Origin of the sequence: Flavobacterium turcicum, assembly GCF_011365745.1 — a bacterium.
In the GTDB taxonomy this organism is placed as follows: domain Bacteria; phylum Bacteroidota; class Bacteroidia; order Flavobacteriales; family Flavobacteriaceae; genus Flavobacterium; species Flavobacterium turcicum.
In genome coordinates this window covers 846,931-864,871 of record NZ_JAAOBY010000001.1, presented here as the reverse complement: position 1 = coordinate 864,871, position 17,941 = coordinate 846,931, and the positions used below count along the sequence as shown (strand labels likewise).

The window sequence follows — 17,941 nt, the reverse complement described above, 5'->3', positions numbered from 1 at the left end:
ACCTTGACATTTTGCAGACAAAGGTACAACGGAATTCAATATACGGCACCACATTTGAATATTTATTTTTAATTAAGCATTCAAGCTAGAGCAAGGGAATACAAAATATTCCTTAACGTAATTGCCTATCAAACTTTAAAATTTTGAAACGTGCCCTTAATGTCTAAAATACCAGAATTTAGAAGTCAAATTAATGCTAAGCTTCGTCCTTGGTGTTTTTTACCAAACCAATTCCGGTCAAAAAAAAGACAAATCCTAAAACCCCATATACAATTAGTGACTTAATATCTTTTGTTTCACCTGATGTATTGGTAAAAACAATGGCAGTATAGACTAAACCTGCAATTCCAAGAACAGTTAACAGTCCTCCAAAAATTCTCTTTAAATTCATAATCTTATTTATTTCAAATTAGTAAAACCAACAAAATAGAAATTATACTTGTGGTCTTTAAACACCAATATTACATCGTCTGTTGTGTAAAAACGCTCCAAAAACTTAACTTTTAAGTTTTGCATAGCGCTTTACAAAGGTGCTTCAAGTTCACTAATTGCAGTTATACAATAATTGTTTATTGTTATATGATTTCCTTCACTATAAGATATTCAAAAAAAAAAAAAACATAACCGACTTATTACTAATAGTTTATCTAACAACCAGAGATTTTTAAAAAATAAAATTGTATTTATCAAATTTATGACTATCTTTGCACCCGAAACAACGCGGGATAGAGCAATAAAGCTTTCGTAAGGTTTCATATCCGCCACGGCGGACACAGGTTCTGAAACATTGATTAAAAATATATCGCGGGATAGAGCAGTAGGCAGCTCGTCGGGCTCATAACCCGAAGGTCACAGGTTCGAGTCCTGTTCCCGCTACTAGAAAAGCTTCAGAGAAATCTGAAGCTTTTTTTTGTTTATCTTAGCTTTAATGAAGCTTGATTCAGATTGTCGACACGAATTAGGAGGGCTCATATCCGCCACGGCGGACACAGATACGAGTCTCCACCAGTGCGAGACTACTATAAAAGCTTCAGAAAAAGCTGGTGTTTTTTGTTTTTAAAAACTTTCTATCATGGATGAATTTGTGGTTTACATTTTATATTCTGAAAAATTCAATAAAAACTATACCGGATTTACATCTAACCTCATAGAACGTTTCAAATCACATAACGTTTTAGGCACTAAAGGATACACCTTGAAATTTAGACCTTGGACTGTAATTCATGTTGAATTTTTCTCTTCTAAAGCTGAAGCCATGAAAAGAGAAAAATATTTAAAGTCAGGAATTGGAAGAGAGTTTATTAAAAACTTAATTCTAAAATAAAAACTCGTCGGGCTCTTATCCGCCGCGGCGGACACAATTTCGAGTCTCCGCTACGGCGGACTACTAGAAAGCTTCAGAGAAATCTGGAGCTTTTTTTGTTTATATTAGCTTTAATGAAAATTGTTATAGATTAAGGGTGCGAAGTCGAAGACATTCGCACATCTTTCGATAAGGTGCTTTTATGAGAGAGCTAGGAGAGCAATTTGAAAGGCCTTGCTTAGCAAATGCCTCCGACTTCGCGCCATTTAAAATATTTTTTTACCGCAAATTCGCAGATTATGGTATTATTCAATCTGCGAATCTGCGGTTACATCAGATTTAATTAAGCTTATTCAGTTTGCGCGTGCGAAGTCGGAGACGTTCGCATAGCTTTTGATAAGGTGCTTTTGTGAGAAAGCGGGAACTATTACGAAAACACCACTTGAAAAAGCTGGTGTTTTTTGCTTTTAAAAAACTCACAATCACCCTGATTTTCTTGCCTTTAAATCCAAAAATTGATTCTCTAAAAAATAAATTAAAAAAAAAGGCTTTTTTGAGGTAACAATTAATATGGTATTGTATCAAAAGGTAAACTTTAAAAAATTACATCTTATGAAAACGAAATCTATTTTAATTATTGCATTTTTCCTTTTGATCTCAAAATCTGTTTTTGCGCAAACCGCCTTCAAAGTAGAGGTAAAAGGAAAAGGAGCTCCCGTAATGTTGTTTCCTGGTTTTGGCTGCACCGGAGAAGTTTGGAATGAAACAGTGGCAGAACTTTCTAAAAACAACGAATGTCATATTTTTACTTTTGCTGGATTTGGGAATGTCCCACCTATTGAAACCCCTTGGTTGGCTACCATCAAAGATCAGATCATTTCCTATGTAAAAACAAAAAAAATAAAGAATGCTACATTAATTGGTCATAGCTTAGGAGGTACTTTAAGTTTGTGGTTAGCCTCTCAGGAAACCAATTTGTTCAAAAAATTAATTATTGTTGATGCTTTGCCTGCGACTGCCGCTTTAATGATACCTAACTACAAAGGAGAAATTATACCGTATGACAATACGCAAAGTAAAATGATGATGACTATGGATCAAAAAGCGTTTGAAGGAATGAATTCGCAATCCACTTCTTTTATGTGTATGAACAAAGAAAAACAAAAGACTATCAATGAATGGATGCGTCTTGTGGATCGAAAAACTTACGTTCACGGTTATATCGACATGCTAAATTTAGACCTACGAAAAGAAATTTCTAAAATTAAAATTCCTGTTGTAATTTTAGCTGCTTCAAATCCAGATCTTACCACAGTACAAAAAACCTATAAAGCCCAGTATGAAAACCTGCCTTCTGTTAAAATTGAGTATGCAGCAAACTCCGCTCATTTTGTTATGTACGATCAACCGGAATGGTTTATGGATAAAGTAAAACTTGAATTAAAATAAGGTGGCTAAAAAAGAATTATTCGACGAGATTTATTACAAAAATTACAATAAAGTGTTTCGATTGTGCAAAGGATATTTTTGTGGCGATGCCGCATTAGCCTCTGATGCAACTCAGGAAATCTTTATCAAAGTCTGGGAGAAGTTAGACACTTTTAGAAATGAATCAAATATCAGCACTTGGATTTACCGGATTGCAGTAAACACTTGCCTTCTTTATTTGAGAAAATCATCTTCAAAGAAAGAAATCAGGACCGATATCCTGCCTCAGATTGTTTCAGAAACCTATTCGAGCGAAAAAGATGAGCAGCTTAGACAAATGTATCAATGCATACAAAAATTGGAAGAAACGAACAAGATGATCATCCTGATGACTTTAGACGGTTTAGAATATCAGGAAATATCAGAAGTAATCGGGATAACCGAAGAAACCCTTCGCGTTAGAATTCACAGAATCAAAAAAAGTTTAACTCAATGTGTACAAAATGAAAACATTTGAAGAATTACAAAATATCTGGAATCAGCAGACAGCATCTGAATCACAACCAACTCCCACCGAAATCATAAAAAAAGCGGAGTCACATACTAAAAAAATAAAACGCGGTCATTTGTGGACCAGAATAATTTTGAGCTTAACTTCTGTAATATTAATCTTCTATTATATCTGGTCAGGTGCTTATAGAAACATACAGTTTAGTATTGGCTTGTGTATTATGATTGTAATGCTTGTGAGCCGCGTAGCCTTAGAATGGATCAGCGTAAAAAAGCTTGCCAATTTAAATACTGATCTCACATTAATAGAATACAGTAAACTAGCATATCAGTTTTATACTTGGAGAAAAAAAATACATTACATCCTTACTCCTATTATTTACCTCACGTATACAGCTGGATTTACATTGCTTTTACCTGTCTTTAAAAACATTTTCTCAAGAGGCTTTTATCTTTACATTTTATTAAGCGGATATATTTTTTTATTTCTTTTTGCATTTTTTATGATACGATTCATTCAAAAGGAAATCAAGCTTTTACACTTCTTGAAAAACATTTCGTAAAGAAACAATTGGCAGCTGTTTTACCGTCTCCCATTACTAGAAAAGCTTCAGTCTAAAATCTGGAGCTTTTTTTATTAATCTCAGATTTACTGAGCTTTATTCAAATTGAAGGTGCGAAGTCAGAGACATTCTCACAACTTTTAATAAAACAAAAATTATGAAGCGAAGCATTTTTGAAAATTTTATATTTTATATTTCAATTCTAAAAATTACTTTAAATGTTCCATTTTCTCAGCGGTTATTTTCTTCACTTGATTGACCAATAATGGCAAAGCAGGCTCTACCATATTATGTCCGAAACCTTGAATTTCATAGAGCGTTGTAGCTTTATGACCAACAACTTTCATCATTCGCATGAAGTAAGCATTCTCTTCGTAACGACCCAACATTTCTAGCTCCCTATCGCCTGTAATGAGTAATAACGGTGGTGCATCAGCGCGCACATGATACAAGGGAGCAAATGCGTCAACGACAGGTTGGGTGTCTGGAATTCCGCGTTCTTTACGCAATTCATAATGAGTAATTACTTGCGGACTCAACGGAATTAAACCTGCAATTGTATTCGCATCGGTATTTTTTGCCTGCAACCATTTTTTATCCATACCAACCATCAGGGCCAGGTAACCTCCTGCGGAATGTCCAGCTACAAAAATTAACGACTTATTTCCACCGTAATTTTCAATATTTTGAAACGTCCATGCTACCGCAGCAGCAGCATCTTCGATACATTTTTCGACTTTTACCTTTGGTGACAACCGATAATTAACAGAAATCACTGCAAAACCTTTGTCTTTTAGTCCGTCCGGTAGCTCTTTGTTTCCACCTGAAAGTCCGCCACCATGAAACCAAATTACCGTAGCGAAACCTTTGCTGTTTTTTGGATAATAAACATCTAAAACGCAGCGCTCTTTAACGTACTCATCGGTCTTTGAGTTAGTAATATCATAATAAGAAACGTTACTCACCGTAGCGTATTCTGTTTTTTGAGCCCATAAAATGGAAACTGTAAAAAGGAAAAAGATTGCGAAAATTTGTTTTTTAATCATGTCGTAAGGTAGCATATTTATTTTGTAGCTCTAAAATTAAGTAAAACGTGTACACTGGCAATTTAATACTACCTAAAAAGTCTTGATTATTATTACAACTTATCTAAAGGCTAATTTGAATTGTTTGGACTGATCATTTTGTAGGAACACAATAACAAATAGAAACCACAAATCAATACTTGTTCTAAATGTGATAGCAAACTTACCTTTAGTTTTCGTTAGTTAATGAGTACGGAACATCTTCCTTTTTTGTGCCTCTTTTTAGATTGGGCGTTGCAGACATTTCTATTTCTAAAGAAGCACCTTTAATTAGCTCTGAATGACTGATCCAGTTTTTAGAATATGTTTTACCATTGAATTGCAATGATTGGATGTACCTATTTTCAACAGTATTTGCTGGAGCATTAATTTGAATTGTCTTACCGTTTTCTAGCTGAATAGTTGCCTTTTTAAACAATGGAGCCCCTAAAACATATTGATCAGATGCTGGAGTCACAGGATAAAATCCGAGAGCTGAAAAAACATACCAAGCAGAGGTTTGCCCATTATCCTCGTCACCACAATACCCATCGGGAGTGGCGTGATACATTCTGTTCATCGTCTCTCGAACCCAATATTGCGTTTTCCAAGGCTGATTGGCATAATTGTACAAATAAATCATGTGCTGAATGGGTTGATTTCCGTGAGCATATTGGCCCATATTAGCAATTTGCATTTCTCTCATTTCATGGATTACTCCTCCTTTAAAATTGCCCGTCGCAAAAACAGGTGGAGCAGAAAAAACTTTGTCTAACTGCGATACAAATGTCTTTGGTCCGCCCATTAAATCTATCAAACCTTGCACATCATGAAAAACGGACCACGAGTAATGCCAACTATTTCCTTCTGTAAAACCATTAAACCACAGAAAGGGATCAAAAGACGTAATAAATTTCCCGTCCTTATTTTTTGGTCGCATTAAATTATAAGAAGGATCAAAGAGATTTTTATAGTTTAGACTTCGTTTTTTATACAAGTCGATTTCGGATTGTGGCTTTTTCAAGGCTTTAGCCAATTGATAAATCGCAAAATCATCATAAGCATATTCCAGAGTTCGAGCTGCACTTTCATCAACGGCGTCTTGTGGCACAAAGCCCAAGGTATTATAAAAATCAACTCCAGCTCTACCCACAGCTCTCAAAGGCCCCGGATTATTGGCACCGTGAATTAAAGCTTGGTATAAATTTTCGATGTCGTATTTTGAGTTTTTTCCGCTCTTCAAATACGCCTCAGATACAATAGAAGCCGAATTATTACCCACCATGATATCGCGTAAACCAGGACTTGACCATTCTGGCAACCAACCGCTTTCTTTATAAGCATTCGATAAGCCTTCTTGCATCTTAGCATTCAGATCAGGATACATCAAGTTTAAAAATGGGTATAAAGCCCTAAAAGTATCCCAAAACCCAGTGTCAACAAACATATAACCAGATAGTACTTGACCATTATAAGGGCTATAATGAACTATATTTTTGTTTTTGTCAAACTCATAGAATTTTCTTGGAAAAAGAAGCGAGCGATACAATGAGGAATAAAAAGTTCCCATTTGGTCAGTCGTCCCGCCTTCTACTTTTATTCGGTTTAGCTCCTTATTCCAAATGGCTTTTCCTTTCTCTTTGAGCGCATCAAAATCATCATTCCCAATTTCTTTTAAATTCAGTTCCGCTTGTTCATAACTGATAAAAGACGAGGCTACTTGTACATTAACCGCTTCTCCAGATTTCGTTTTAAAACCTACAACTACTCCGGCATGGTTGGCTTGCATTTCTAAAGCATTTCCTAAAACATCGCCATTAAAAGTTGCATTTGTTTCAAAATCTTTATCAAAAACAAGGACAAAATAATTTTTGAAATTTTGAGGCACACCACCACTATTTTTTGTGGTATAGCCAATAATTTTTCTTTCAAAAGGGATAATTTTTACATAAGATCCTTTGTCAAAGGCATCAATAACAACGTATGCGTTATTGGTTTCAGGAAAAGTGAAACGAAATCGTGCAGCCCTTTCGGTAGGTGTAATCTCGGTAGTAACTTTATGATCAGCCAAATACACACTATAATAGTATGGAGTAACGGTTTCGGCTTTGTGCGAAAACCAACTTTGGCGTTCCTCTTCCTTAAATTTTAAATCACCAGTGACCGGCATGATTGAAAACTGACCGTAATCGTTCATCCACGGCGAAGGTTGATGGGTTTGCTTAAAACCTTTAATGCGGTTTGCTTTATAGGTATATGCCCAACCATCACCCATTTTTCCTGTTTGGGGTGTCCAAAAGTTCATTCCCCATGGCATTGCTATGGCGGGATAGGTGTTCCCATTCGAGATTCCATAATCTGAATCGGTACCAATTAGCGGGTTCACCCAATCAACAGCTTGCCTAGCTTCTGTAACCACAAGTTCTTGTGCTGTACCCGAAACTATGAAAAACAGACTCAACAACACGAACCGAATTCTATTTATTTTTATACTCAAAACTACATTATTAATTGCGTTAATTATTCCTTTTCTGACTTCGGAATTTCTAAAAATATCTTTTACCAAGCTTTCGAAAATAAGCTGTAAACCAGTTTCCTTCTCACTATAAATCTTTTGTTTATTTTAAAACTGCTCCTGCAAAACCAACTTTGCTGATTGTAATTATATTACACATTATATTGATTTTGCAGTTATTTGCTTAAATACAATTTAACTAACACAGACTGTTGGCACCACCAAACTGTAATTTCAAACATGGATTTTATTAAACTGAACGAAAGTAAATTAAAGGTGATACCAGAATCCTTCTTAACAAAAATACTAATACGTTTTAGTTTAAAAAATATTTTTTCCTAAATTTATTTTCATGATAGCTTAATAGGATTTGGATTGAGGAACATCAAAATTTTGAAAAATTAATCATTAAAAAAGTCATAGAACGTAAAAAACACTTCATTAAAAGTAAGCCTTAAAAATAAATATAGGAGGAATAATTACGTAGATATTCGAAAAAGCAATTGAATTACTCAATTCACCGAGCAAATGACTACAATAGTTATTTAAGTCTATAAAAATGAATGGATTACAACAAACCAAAGACAATTTTAGAAAAATACTTTTTCTGTTTTTATCTACCAGAAAAATTAAATCTTAGATTTCGATACAAAGAATATTCGTTAAAATACCCTGACTAAATTCTATAAAAAAAGGTCTATTGCATCTGCAATAAACCTTTTAGACTTTACTTTTTTTGTAATTAGCTTCCTTTGTTGAAAAGAATCATCTTGAAAATTATCTACCAAAATCATCTTGCAGCCTAACAATATCCTCTTCATCTGACGGATGATTGGGATCAGTATGTTGCCAAATTTCAGCTACTACACCCCAACTATTCAAACCTATCAAACGATGACGTTCTCCTGTATTCATTTTGATAAAATCACCCGCTTCAAGCACTTTTAAATCTCCTTCTTCATCAGTGTCACTTATTTTTACTCCGACCGGTCCATTGACTACTTTCCACACTTCAGACCTTCTGAAATGATACTGCCAAGAAAGTCTACATGATGGCGCTACAACCAAAATTTTTGGGCTTCGCTTAGATGTGAAATCTTCTGACTCTGGAGCAAGATTAGGAAAAAAATTTGAAGCAAAAGTATTTGTTTCCTTTTCATTTATCACAAAAAAACCACCCCAAGGTCTAGTTTGATCTTCATTTTCAATGGTATAATTAGCCGTTTGCAATTGATTTCTGATCTCATCAAAAACAACTGCTTTATCCAATAAGTTTGTTAACTGTACTTGCATTTTTTAAATAATTAAATTAAAAATGAGGCAGTTCCTCTTTTATTTTTTCCCAAAAAACCTCATTGTAAAAATAAGCTGCCTCCAATATAGTAGTTGCTTCGGTGTTTTCTAAAATTGCTAAAGGCATCTTTAATCCCAAATTAGCAAATTATTGTTTTAAAGCAGTCAGAAATATACATTCACTATTTGTAAATTCCCTATCGACACTAATATACTTCGGCAAAATTACGCAGAAAAGGCGTTAAAAATAAACTTAAATTGAGTGTAAATTTTTGATACACCTTTTTAGCCGATTCAATACTCAGTTCTGCCAATTCCGTTATTCCTGCTTGTAGCTATAACCCTATATGCCCTCCCCTATTACTAAATAAACTGTCAAGCTGAAAATAATCTATTCCTGCACCATCTTTCAATTCTTTATACTGCAAAAGTCCTGTTTTCGGAATTGTAACGCCTTTAGCCATTGGCAAAGTATCATTTAAGTTACAGCACCATAATTGGTACATTATGTTTTTGGAGCAAATCTTAAAACAACATTAGTGTTTTTATAAGTAGTCAATGTTCTACCAACTGCAAAGCAACTCGCATCATTTAAAAATAGAACGGACAACTGTGCTAAACAGAGATATTTCGCAATTCTTCTACAAAAAAACTTCTGACAGCGCTTCTTAATTCATATTTCATTCAAAATTGACAATTCCTATTTGCTAATGAAAATGCAACTCCAATTGGTAACACGGCTAGTATTTGAATTTTAAAAAAATTAAATTCAAAATGTATGATAACCTACTATTTATCATACAAAAAAATTACTTTTTGAATAAAAGTCAAACATCAAGATGTAAAACAGTTCTTTATAATCGTTAGGCAGGATTTAAAAAAATAAATTGTACTGTTCTTTCCTTACAAGACAAAGAATAGTTAAAATAAAAAGAGTTAAATACTAGTTTTAAAGCGTGAGCCTAGTTGCTAGTTAGGAGTTGCCAAAGAGGACTCTCTAATTTTCAATTTTCCTTGTAATACAACTCGTTTTGGGCTTTCATGAACTTCTTTTCGCTGTAGTAACGGTAAAAGAATTTTCATAACTTCGGTACTTATTTCAACCATAGGCTGAGATACAGCAGAAATCGTAGGGGTATGTATTTTGAAGAATTCATTATCATCAAAAGTAAAAATGCCCAATTTATTAATTAAATGAGGTGCGTTTTTCTTGAGTACTTTTAATCCTGTTTGAGCCAAATAATTGGTTGCAAAAAATACAGCGTCTCTATTTTCGACTTCAATAATGAATTTTTTTATAGAATCCCTAGATGTTCCAGCGCTTGATTCAACATAAGGTATCACTAATACATTAGAAACTAAATCCGCCTCTGTAATAGCTCTTTCATAGCCTCCAAGACGATCTGTCATTTGGGTTTGAGTGGAATCTGTTGTAATAAAACCAATACTCTTAAAATTATTATCGATTAAATGTTGAATTGCATTGTACGTAGCTTGTTCATTATCTACCACAACGCTATTACAATCTAAATCAGAAAAATACCGATCAAGCAAAACTACTGGTATATTTTCGTCAAGCAATTCTTGAATCACGCTTTTAATTCCGGGAGAAGGCACAATGATAAAACCGTCTACTTGTCTGTATTTAAAAAGACGAATAAGCTCAATTGATTTTTCATCATTGTTTTCGTTGCTACAAAAAATAACTTTATACCCTTTACTGTATGCAATATCCTCGATTACACGAGCTAATTTAGAGAAAAAGCTATTCGAAATATCTTCGACCATAAATACTAAAATATTTGATTTACCGGTACGAAGACTTTGCGCTATTTGATTTGGTGTATAATTTACCTCTTTGGCGTAATTCAATACTTTCTGAATAAGTAAATCAGAAATGTGTTTCTCCTTCCCTTTTCCATTCAAGACGAAAGAAACCGTTGTCACTGAAATTTTAAGATGTTCAGCTATTGATTTAATCGAAACAGGTTTTTTTTTCATCTTTACAACTGCATTAAAAAACGGACAATTTACTTTTAATTGATTACCAAATGGTAAGCACCAAAGATAATAAAAGTATTATTAACAAAGGATAAGCGATGCGAGATGCAGTTTGTTTTTTTATATTTCCTTGATTTATCTTTCTTAAATCTCCGTTAAACCAAAAAATCATTAGTAACCGACGATTTCAACGCATAGTTTTTTTTGCAAAGCGAGAAATGAAAAAACACAAAAAAACCTGTAAAGTAAACTCCACAGGTTGTAATGAACTAAGTTTATTAAAAGCAACTAAATATGAATTCTATTATTAATGTTAATCTTCGGCTGCAATCGCTGTATTTCGTGAAGTGCTTAGCTCTAATAGGGTTGCTACGCCTTTATCGTTTACCATAGTCATGTTTAAGGTATCTAAAACAGCTAGATTTCTTGAAACCAAACCATTAAATTGGTTGTAAGATATATTCATTTCTTTCAAATTGTTCAATTTTTCTAATTCAAAAGGAACTTGACCTACCATTTTGTTATCAAAAAGACTTAAGTTTTCTAATGCTGTTAATTGCTCAACTTTTCTGTCCAAAGCACCTACCAAAAGATTACTGTTCAATAGTAATGCTTTAAGATTTTTAATTTCATAAAGAGATACCGGAATTTCACCTTCTAATTGATTATTGAATAACGAAAGCACTTCTAATTGACGTAGAGCACCGATGGCTTGTGGCAATTCACCAGATAAACCATTCATGTATAATTCTAATTTCTTTAGGTTATTTAATTCACAAATAGCGTTTGGAATTGAACCTTGAAGTTTATTAAACGAAAGATTCAATACTTGCATTTGCTTTAACTCTCCTATCGCAGAAGGAATTGTCCCCGCAATTTGATTTTTGTGTAAATCTAATTCTTGTAAACTTTCTAAGTTTTTAATTTCAGCTGGCAATTCTCCAATCAAATTGTTATCTGCTAATTGAAGTGCAACAACTTTATCGTTTTGCAACTTTACTCCAAACCATGTAGATACCGGAGCTGATAAATCCCATTTAACTTTCCATTGACTGCCGTTAGTTGACTCGTACAATTTTACAAGTGCTTCTTTTTCGCTTGGTGAAACAGCAGCTAGCATTGAAAATGCACAAAATATAGTTAGTAATAGAGTAGTTTTCGTTTTCATACGCTGAAATGTTTGATTTAACAGGACGAAAGTACACTTAAACGGGTTTACCAGCAAATAAAATCGACGAACGACATCATTTGTGTTTTTTTTTAACGATATACCTTACAATACGTAGTTGAAATCATTTTTCAAATGTTTTAGTATATTTGTTTTAACAACTTAAAAACTAAAATTATGGAAATCAATTTTTTAGCACTGCTGGTAGCCGCTTTATCAACATTTGCAGTTGGATCTATATGGTACCACCCTAAAGTTTTTGGTACACGATGGATGAAAGAAACAGGACTAACTTTGGCGCAATTGCAACAAACTAATTTATTTGTTTTGTTTGGTGTATCAATTATTTACGCACTAATGATTAGTTTTTTAATGCAAACACTAACTATTCATCAATTTGGTGCATTAGGAATGATTGGTGGTGATCCAGCATCAGCTAAACCATCTTATGGAGCATTTATGAACGATTACGGAACAGCTTTTCGAACCTTTAAACACGGAGCTCTTCATGGCTTCTTATCGGGGCTTTTCTTGGTTTTACCGATAATAGGAACAACCGCTTTACACGAAAAACGTAGTTTTACTTACACAGCAATTGTTAGCGGATATTGGATCGTATCATTTATGATTATGGGCGGTATTATTTGCGCTTGGCAATAATCTAAGCATTTTGTAATTATTTTTTAACTACTAGCTTTTATTGTTTTATCGTTTCAATTGCTTCCGCAATTTGCAGGTCTAAATCAGTAACTCCATTATGATCGTGAGTTGTTAAGGCAATTGAAACTTTATTATAAGAATTTGACCAATCTGGATGATGATTCTGTTTTTCGCACAGCAGCGCCACTTGAACCATAAAAGCAAAAGCTTGTTTAAAATCAGAAAAAATAAAGTCTTTGCAAATACGATCGTTATTCAATTCCCAACCACTAAGCTTGGCTAATGCTGGCTTGAGAACATCTGGAGTTAATTTTTTCATTTTTATATCTTTTTATCAGGTTAAAGATAGCTATTTAATCAAGAAGATATAAAACATTAAGATTATTACTTAATTTTGAGGAAAATTAAAAATCCTATTGACCTCCTCGTTTTCATTTCAATTATTTACTTCAGCTATTACTCTTCCTTTAGAGTGGGACACTATTGCTGTGACCAATCTTTTTCTTACTCGTAATTACCTACAAATTTTAGAGGAATCAGCACCCGAAAATATGGATTGCCATTTTATTGGGATTTATCAGGAAAACCAATTAAAAGGAATTGCACTTGGTCAATTTTTAGATTTAAACCAAGTACCATCATACGGTGCTCGCGATAAATCATTAAAAACAAACATCCGTAACTTTGCCTTTAAAAATTTTGGAGCCCACGTATTAGTTATGGGCAACAACATGCTTACAGGTCAAAACGCTATGGCTTTCGCCAGTGATACTCCCAAAAAAGAAGCGTTGGCATGCATTCAGCAAGCGAGTAAAGCATTAGAAAAAAAATATAAGTCATTAGGTAAAAAAGTACACATCAGTACTTACAAGGATTTTGAGAAGAAGGAAATCAGTGATTTTGAAATTCCTTCGTTTAAAAATTATTATCGATTTAGCACCCAGCCTTCCATGTTGTTTCGTATTAAAGAATCTTGGAAAAACGAACAAGATTACATAGATGCATTATCAAAAAAATACAGAGACCAATACAAAAGAGCTCGCAAAAAAGCAGCAGGAATCGAAAAACGAAAATTACATTTAGAAGATATTATTTATTTTGAAGAGCGCATTTATGAATTGTATTTACACGTCGCTAAAAACGCTCCCTTTAACACCTTTTTTCTAGCCAAAAATCATTTCCAGAAGCTGAAAGAAATTCTCAAAGACCAGTTTTTATTTTACGGATACTTTATTGATGATGAACTAATTGGATTTAACACTTTATTGAAAAACGGCAACACTATGGAAACCTATTTTTTGGGTTACGATGATTTGCTACAACGAGAAAAGATGTTGTATTTGAATATGTTATACGATATGATTGCCTATTCAATCAATAAAGGATTTAACGAAATTGTTTTTGCAAGAACGGCGCTTGAAATTAAAAGCTCCGTTGGTGCAGTACCAGTTGACATGTTCGGTTTGATGCGACATAGCAACCCAATCATTAATCGATTTATGCCCTTGTTGTTTCCTTATTTGGAGCCAGAAACCATTTGGCAAGAACGAAATCCTTTTAAGTAGCGCTAGTAACAATAGGAACTGCAACTTTTATTTGTTGGTGTAAAATAGCGATATCGAGCTTAGTTTGCTTCCCACAATATTCTCCGTCAATTTGAAAATTAACCGGTTGTTGAGTCGTTATTGTTGCTTTTTTCGTCGAAATAATTTCGACATCTTCATCATTTATTGGCATGTTTCCGGTGATAATTTTACCAAAAAGCACTAAATCCATATTTTTTAAAATCACCAATTCAAACAATCCATCATCCATCAGTCCCGCTGGATTTATGGTTACTCCTGTTCCGTATTTTTGTGAATTGGCAATAACAATCATGCGCGCCTCACAAGCAACAGTAGGAAAATCTCCTGTAATGGTTGCAAAAAAAGGAGGTTCTAAATCAATTAGTGTCGAAACAGTTTGCAGCATGTACCCTATTTTACCTCTAATGCTTCCGTTTTCGTAGTTCTTAACCAAATCAGCATTCAAACCAATATCACTTAAATGGATGCTTTTTTTACCGTTTATTGCAATCATGTCAATGGCTTTTGTTTCTCCAGAAAATGCAATTTCAAGATTCTCTTCAATGGTAGTTGGTAAATTCAAATCGACCGCCAAACCATTTGCAGAACCTGCTGGCAAAATCCCCAAGATAACATCGTGCTCCTCCATTGCCTCAGCCACCATTTTAATAGTGCCATCACCGCCAGCCACCAGGATTCGTTCAAAAAGAGATTTGTCATACAAGGTTTTGATGTTTTCAATATCATCCTCGCCAGATGTGGTGTACACCTCAAGATTCACTCCGAGATTTTCGGCAAATTCTGAAACCATAGTTATAATTTCTAATTTGTCAATATCACCTGAGATAGGATTAACCACCAACAATATATTCTTTTTCACTTTCGCGTCGTTTATTACTTAAAAATCTTTAATTTGTACTCTTTCAAAAGTACCAAAATTTATGAAACCAATTCTAAAATTATATCGCGGCTATGCAAATGACCAAGAATTGATTGTCATGGGGCATGTTTTTAAGCCCTCCTCCCGTGAAGAATATAATTTTCAAAAGAAGAATTTAAAAAATGCTAGTTCGATTATTAAATTGTTTCAAATTAAAACTTTGGCAAACGCTGATGTCTATTTGCATTACAAAGGACTAAACATACACACAAAAACACTAGACGATGGCTACTTTAAGTTTTGTATTCCAATGGATACAGAAATGCAGTACGGTTGGAACGAATACAAAGTAAGCACGCCCTACAAACAGAAAAGTATTTCGGAAAAAGGCTCCTTTATACGACCTCACAAGGGCAATCTTGGAATAATATCTGATATTGACGATACTTTTTTGGTATCGCACACTTTTAATCCGTTAAAAAAACTATACGAACTACTTTTTAAAAACATCAATAAACGCACAGTATATGATGATGTTGTAACCCATTACCAAGCGCTTAGCACAGCCGGTCGATCGCAAAGTGAGGAGTTCAACGTGTTTTTTTATGTTTCAAGTAGCGAGTGGAATCTATATCGGTTTATAACTAAGTTTACTGAAATGCATCAGTTACCCGAAGCAGTTTTGTTACTTAAGGACATCAAAACTAGCCTTTGGGATTTCTTTTCGACAGGTAGAGGCAATCACAATCATAAATTTGAAAAAATCAAACACATTTTAGAGTTTTACCCCAACCTTGAATATGTATTGCTTGGCGATGATTCGCAACAAGATGCTTTTTTATACGAAGCAATCTGTAAAATTTTCCCCGTAACGGTAAAAGCTGTTTACATTAGACAAACGGGATTGTCTCCAAAAAAGAAAATAAAAACAACCTTAGACAACATTGCTTCACTAAAGGTTTCTGTTTGCTATTTTAAAGACAGTAGCGAAGCTATTGCGCACTCAAAATCCATTGGAGTTATTTCATAAAAAAAGAGCCTTTTTAAAGCTCTTTTTGAATTATAAATTATCTATTTCTTCTTGAATGATTTCCCAATCTAACAAAAGTTGGTCTAAATCTGCTTTCTTTTTATTGTAAGCGGTAAAAAACTTAGCATCCTCGATGTGTTTGTCGTAGTTAGACGTTAACATTTTATCATCATTTTGAATGTCGCGCTCTAATTGTTTGATTTGACTCTCAACCTTACTGAGTTTGTTCTGCAAAGCTTTACCTTTCTTTTGGTCTTCGTACGAAGCTTTATTGCTCTCTTTAGGTGCAGTAGCTTTACCAGCGTCCTTTTTCTCCACTTCACGCATGTTTTCTAAGTTGCGTTGCTCTAAGAAATAGTTGATATCACCTAAGTACTCTTTGATTTTTTGGTCTTTGAATTCGTAAACAATATTCGACATTCCTTGTAAAAAATCTCTATCGTGAGAAACCAAAAGTAGCGTTCCTCCAAATTTTTGCAAAGCTGCTTTTAAAACATTTTTAGATTTAATATCCAAGTGATTGGTAGGCTCATCCATTAACAACACGTTGATTGGCTGTAACAAAAGCTTGCATAGTGCTAAACGGTTACGCTCACCACCCGAAAGTACTTTTACTTTTTTCTCAACATCATCACCACGAAATAAAAACGATCCAAGCATGTCGCGTACTTTCATACGGTTGGTATCTACAGCTGCGTCTTCCATAGTTTGCAACAATGTAATCTCTCCATCTAAATATTCGGCTTGATTTTGAGCAAAATACCCCAATTGTACGTTATGACCGAGCTTTATAGAACCTTGATATTCAAATTCATCAACAATTGCTTTGATAAAAGTCGATTTTCCTTGACCATTTTGTCCCACAAAAGCAATTTTACTTCCACGCTCAACAAGTAAACTTATATCTTTTAAAATCGTTGTGTCACCATAACTTTTAGTTACATTCTCAGCTTCAATAACTACTCTTCCTGGTTCTTTTGAAACTGGAAAAGAAATATTCATCACTGAATTATCATCTTCATCAACCTCAATCCGTTCCACCTTATCTAATTTTTTAATTAAGGACTGTGCCATTGATGCTTTCGATGCTTTGGCGCGAAACTTTTCAATCAATTTTTCAGTCTCCTCAATTTTCTTGGCCTGATTTTTTTGAGTAGCTAATTGTTTCTCTCTAATTTCATGACGCAATTCTAAATATTGAGAATAAGGCTTATTAAAATCGTATGCCTTTCCTAATGAAATTTCAATAGTTCTGTTAGTTACGTTATCCAAAAACATTTTATCATGCGAAACAATCACCACAACTCCTGGGTAATTACGTAAAAAGCTTTCTAACCAAATGATACTTTCAATATCTAAGTGATTCGTAGGCTCATCCAGTAATAAAACATCATTCGATTGCAGTAGTAATTTGGCCAACTCAATACGCATTCTCCAACCTCCCGAAAATGTTTCGGTTTGGTTGTCAAAAACTTCTCTTTTAAAACCAAGACCCAAAAGAATTTTTTCAGTGTCGCCCACATAATTGTAACCGCCCAAAACTTCAAATCGATGCGTATAATCAGAAAGATCTTCTATAATTTGGCTGTATTCATCGCTTTCGTAATCCGTTCTTGTTACCAATTGGTGGTTGATTTCTGCTAACTTTTTCTCAACAGCTTTTATCTCTGTAAATGCTTCGTATGCCTCTTCTAAAACAGTTCTACCGCGTTCAAAATCGATATCTTGTCGTAAGAAACCCATTTTGATATCTTTCTCTTGAGAAATGACGCCCGAGTCTGGAGCAAAGTCACGCGCTAACATTTTCAACATGGTTGATTTTCCCGCACCATTTTTTCCAACTAATCCAACCCTATCTCCTGCACCGAGTCTAAAAGTAACTTCTTCAAACAAATAAGAGCCACCAAAAGAAACCGATAAATTATGTATATTAAGCATGTATTGTGATTTTATTCCTCTGT

The 17,941-nt window shown here is 34.1% G+C and carries 17 protein-coding genes and 1 tRNA gene; 8 read left to right on the top strand and 10 right to left on the bottom strand.

The genetic code is table 11. The annotated features are described in order from the left end of the window. Positions 1-196: 196 nt before the first annotated feature. Positions 197-391, bottom strand: coding sequence for a hypothetical protein (locus G9Q29_RS03790; RefSeq protein ID WP_166133418.1), 195 nt, complete (start codon positions 389-391; stop codon positions 197-199). Positions 392-803: 412 nt separating this feature from the next. Between G9Q29_RS03790 and G9Q29_RS03785 the strand changes: the two genes are divergently transcribed. The 5 genes from G9Q29_RS03785 to G9Q29_RS03765 all read left to right on the top strand — a co-directional run bounded on the left by G9Q29_RS03785 (position 804) and on the right by G9Q29_RS03765 (position 3,804). Next, positions 804-876: transfer RNA gene (locus tag G9Q29_RS03785), tRNA-Met, on the top strand. Between the two features lie 196 nt (positions 877-1,072). After that, positions 1,073-1,324, top strand: coding sequence for a GIY-YIG nuclease family protein (locus G9Q29_RS03780; RefSeq protein WP_166133416.1), 252 nt, complete (start codon positions 1,073-1,075; stop codon positions 1,322-1,324). Positions 1,325-1,915: 591 nt separating this feature from the next. Continuing rightward, complete coding sequence (locus tag G9Q29_RS03775; protein WP_166133414.1) at positions 1,916-2,752, top strand: alpha/beta fold hydrolase; 837 nt, start codon at positions 1,916-1,918, stop codon at positions 2,750-2,752. 1 nt (position 2,753) lies between these two features. Continuing rightward, on the top strand, positions 2,754-3,248 hold the full coding sequence (locus G9Q29_RS03770) for an RNA polymerase sigma factor (RefSeq protein ID WP_166133412.1): 495 nt from the start codon (positions 2,754-2,756) through the stop codon (positions 3,246-3,248). Further along, complete coding sequence (locus tag G9Q29_RS03765) at positions 3,235-3,804, top strand: hypothetical protein (RefSeq protein ID WP_166133410.1); 570 nt, start codon at positions 3,235-3,237, stop codon at positions 3,802-3,804. Before G9Q29_RS03770 ends, G9Q29_RS03765 begins: the two co-directional genes overlap by 14 nt. 209 nt (positions 3,805-4,013) lie before the next feature. On the opposite strand, the gene G9Q29_RS03760 is transcribed toward G9Q29_RS03765, so the two are convergent. The 6 genes from G9Q29_RS03760 to G9Q29_RS03735 all read right to left on the bottom strand — a co-directional run bounded on the left by G9Q29_RS03760 (position 4,014) and on the right by G9Q29_RS03735 (position 11,845). Then, positions 4,014-4,850 carry an alpha/beta hydrolase gene (locus G9Q29_RS03760; RefSeq protein ID WP_166133408.1) on the bottom strand — a complete coding sequence of 279 codons (837 nt, stop codon included), beginning with the start codon at positions 4,848-4,850 and terminating at the stop codon, positions 4,014-4,016. A 208-nt stretch (positions 4,851-5,058) separates the two neighbouring features. Further along, positions 5,059-7,365, bottom strand: coding sequence for a GH92 family glycosyl hydrolase (locus G9Q29_RS03755; RefSeq protein ID WP_225872878.1), 2,307 nt, complete (start codon positions 7,363-7,365; stop codon positions 5,059-5,061). A 795-nt stretch (positions 7,366-8,160) separates the two neighbouring features. After that, positions 8,161-8,676: a cupin domain-containing protein gene (locus tag G9Q29_RS03750; protein WP_166133406.1), complete on the bottom strand. Its 516-nt coding sequence runs from the start codon at positions 8,674-8,676 to the stop codon at positions 8,161-8,163. A gap of 335 nt (positions 8,677-9,011) precedes the next feature. Further along, positions 9,012-9,182 (bottom strand): hypothetical protein, encoded by a 171-nt coding sequence (locus tag G9Q29_RS03745; RefSeq protein ID WP_166133404.1) that lies wholly within the window; start codon positions 9,180-9,182, stop codon positions 9,012-9,014. A 463-nt stretch (positions 9,183-9,645) separates the two neighbouring features. Beyond that, positions 9,646-10,677, bottom strand: coding sequence for a LacI family DNA-binding transcriptional regulator (locus tag G9Q29_RS03740; RefSeq protein WP_166133402.1), 1,032 nt, complete (start codon positions 10,675-10,677; stop codon positions 9,646-9,648). A 313-nt stretch (positions 10,678-10,990) separates the two neighbouring features. Beyond that, positions 10,991-11,845 carry a leucine-rich repeat domain-containing protein gene (locus tag G9Q29_RS03735; protein ID WP_166133400.1) on the bottom strand — a complete coding sequence of 285 codons (855 nt, stop codon included), beginning with the start codon at positions 11,843-11,845 and terminating at the stop codon, positions 10,991-10,993. A gap of 177 nt (positions 11,846-12,022) precedes the next feature. Between G9Q29_RS03735 and G9Q29_RS03730 the strand changes: the two genes are divergently transcribed. Then, a complete protein-coding gene (locus tag G9Q29_RS03730) occupies positions 12,023-12,505 on the top strand; it encodes a DUF1761 domain-containing protein (protein ID WP_166133398.1) in 483 nt (160 codons plus the stop codon). Positions 12,506-12,542: 37 nt separating this feature from the next. On the opposite strand, the gene G9Q29_RS03725 is transcribed toward G9Q29_RS03730, so the two are convergent. Then, entirely contained in the window at positions 12,543-12,824 is a 282-nt protein-coding gene (locus G9Q29_RS03725) for a 4a-hydroxytetrahydrobiopterin dehydratase (RefSeq protein ID WP_166133396.1), read from the bottom strand. A gap of 97 nt (positions 12,825-12,921) precedes the next feature. Between G9Q29_RS03725 and G9Q29_RS03720 the strand changes: the two genes are divergently transcribed. After that, the gene (locus G9Q29_RS03720; RefSeq protein WP_166133394.1) at positions 12,922-14,070 is read left to right on the top strand and encodes a GNAT family N-acetyltransferase; all 1,149 of its coding nucleotides are present in this window, start codon (positions 12,922-12,924) and stop codon (positions 14,068-14,070) included. Here G9Q29_RS03720 and G9Q29_RS03715 read toward each other — a convergent pair. After that, a complete protein-coding gene (locus tag G9Q29_RS03715) occupies positions 14,063-14,950 on the bottom strand; it encodes a diacylglycerol/lipid kinase family protein (protein ID WP_166133392.1) in 888 nt (295 codons plus the stop codon). The genes G9Q29_RS03720 and G9Q29_RS03715 overlap by 8 nt on opposite strands. 61 nt (positions 14,951-15,011) lie before the next feature. Here G9Q29_RS03715 and G9Q29_RS03710 point away from each other — a divergent pair, with 61 nt between their 5' ends. Continuing rightward, entirely contained in the window at positions 15,012-15,980 is a 969-nt protein-coding gene (locus tag G9Q29_RS03710; RefSeq protein ID WP_166133390.1) for an App1 family protein, read from the top strand. Positions 15,981-16,010: 30 nt separating this feature from the next. Here G9Q29_RS03710 and G9Q29_RS03705 read toward each other — a convergent pair whose 3' ends face one another. Beyond that, positions 16,011-17,918 (bottom strand): ABC-F family ATP-binding cassette domain-containing protein, encoded by a 1,908-nt coding sequence (locus G9Q29_RS03705; protein WP_166133388.1) that lies wholly within the window; start codon positions 17,916-17,918, stop codon positions 16,011-16,013. Positions 17,919-17,941 lie beyond the last annotated feature (23 nt).

What these genes read in the sequence shown, in the direction of transcription:
- G9Q29_RS03730 (WP_166133398.1), top strand. Translation starts at nt 12,023, where the DNA reads ATGGAAATCAATTTTTTAGCACTGCTGGTAGCCGCTTTATCAACATTT.
- G9Q29_RS03740 (WP_166133402.1), bottom strand. Translation starts at nt 10,677, where the DNA reads ATGAAAAAAAAACCTGTTTCGATTAAATCAATAGCTGAACATCTTAAA.
- G9Q29_RS03750 (WP_166133406.1), bottom strand. Translation starts at nt 8,676, where the DNA reads ATGCAAGTACAGTTAACAAACTTATTGGATAAAGCAGTTGTTTTTGAT.
- G9Q29_RS03705 (WP_166133388.1), bottom strand. Translation starts at nt 17,918, where the DNA reads ATGCTTAATATACATAATTTATCGGTTTCTTTTGGTGGCTCTTATTTG.
- G9Q29_RS03760 (WP_166133408.1), bottom strand. Translation starts at nt 4,850, where the DNA reads ATGATTAAAAAACAAATTTTCGCAATCTTTTTCCTTTTTACAGTTTCC.
- G9Q29_RS03725 (WP_166133396.1), bottom strand. Translation starts at nt 12,824, where the DNA reads ATGAAAAAATTAACTCCAGATGTTCTCAAGCCAGCATTAGCCAAGCTT.
- G9Q29_RS03790 (WP_166133418.1), bottom strand. Translation starts at nt 391, where the DNA reads ATGAATTTAAAGAGAATTTTTGGAGGACTGTTAACTGTTCTTGGAATT.
- G9Q29_RS03780 (WP_166133416.1), top strand. Translation starts at nt 1,073, where the DNA reads ATGGATGAATTTGTGGTTTACATTTTATATTCTGAAAAATTCAATAAA.
- G9Q29_RS03735 (WP_166133400.1), bottom strand. Translation starts at nt 11,845, where the DNA reads ATGAAAACGAAAACTACTCTATTACTAACTATATTTTGTGCATTTTCA.
- G9Q29_RS03765 (WP_166133410.1), top strand. Translation starts at nt 3,235, where the DNA reads ATGAAAACATTTGAAGAATTACAAAATATCTGGAATCAGCAGACAGCA.
- G9Q29_RS03745 (WP_166133404.1), bottom strand. Translation starts at nt 9,182, where the DNA reads ATGTACCAATTATGGTGCTGTAACTTAAATGATACTTTGCCAATGGCT.
- G9Q29_RS03710 (WP_166133390.1), top strand. Translation starts at nt 15,012, where the DNA reads ATGAAACCAATTCTAAAATTATATCGCGGCTATGCAAATGACCAAGAA.
- G9Q29_RS03775 (WP_166133414.1), top strand. Translation starts at nt 1,916, where the DNA reads ATGAAAACGAAATCTATTTTAATTATTGCATTTTTCCTTTTGATCTCA.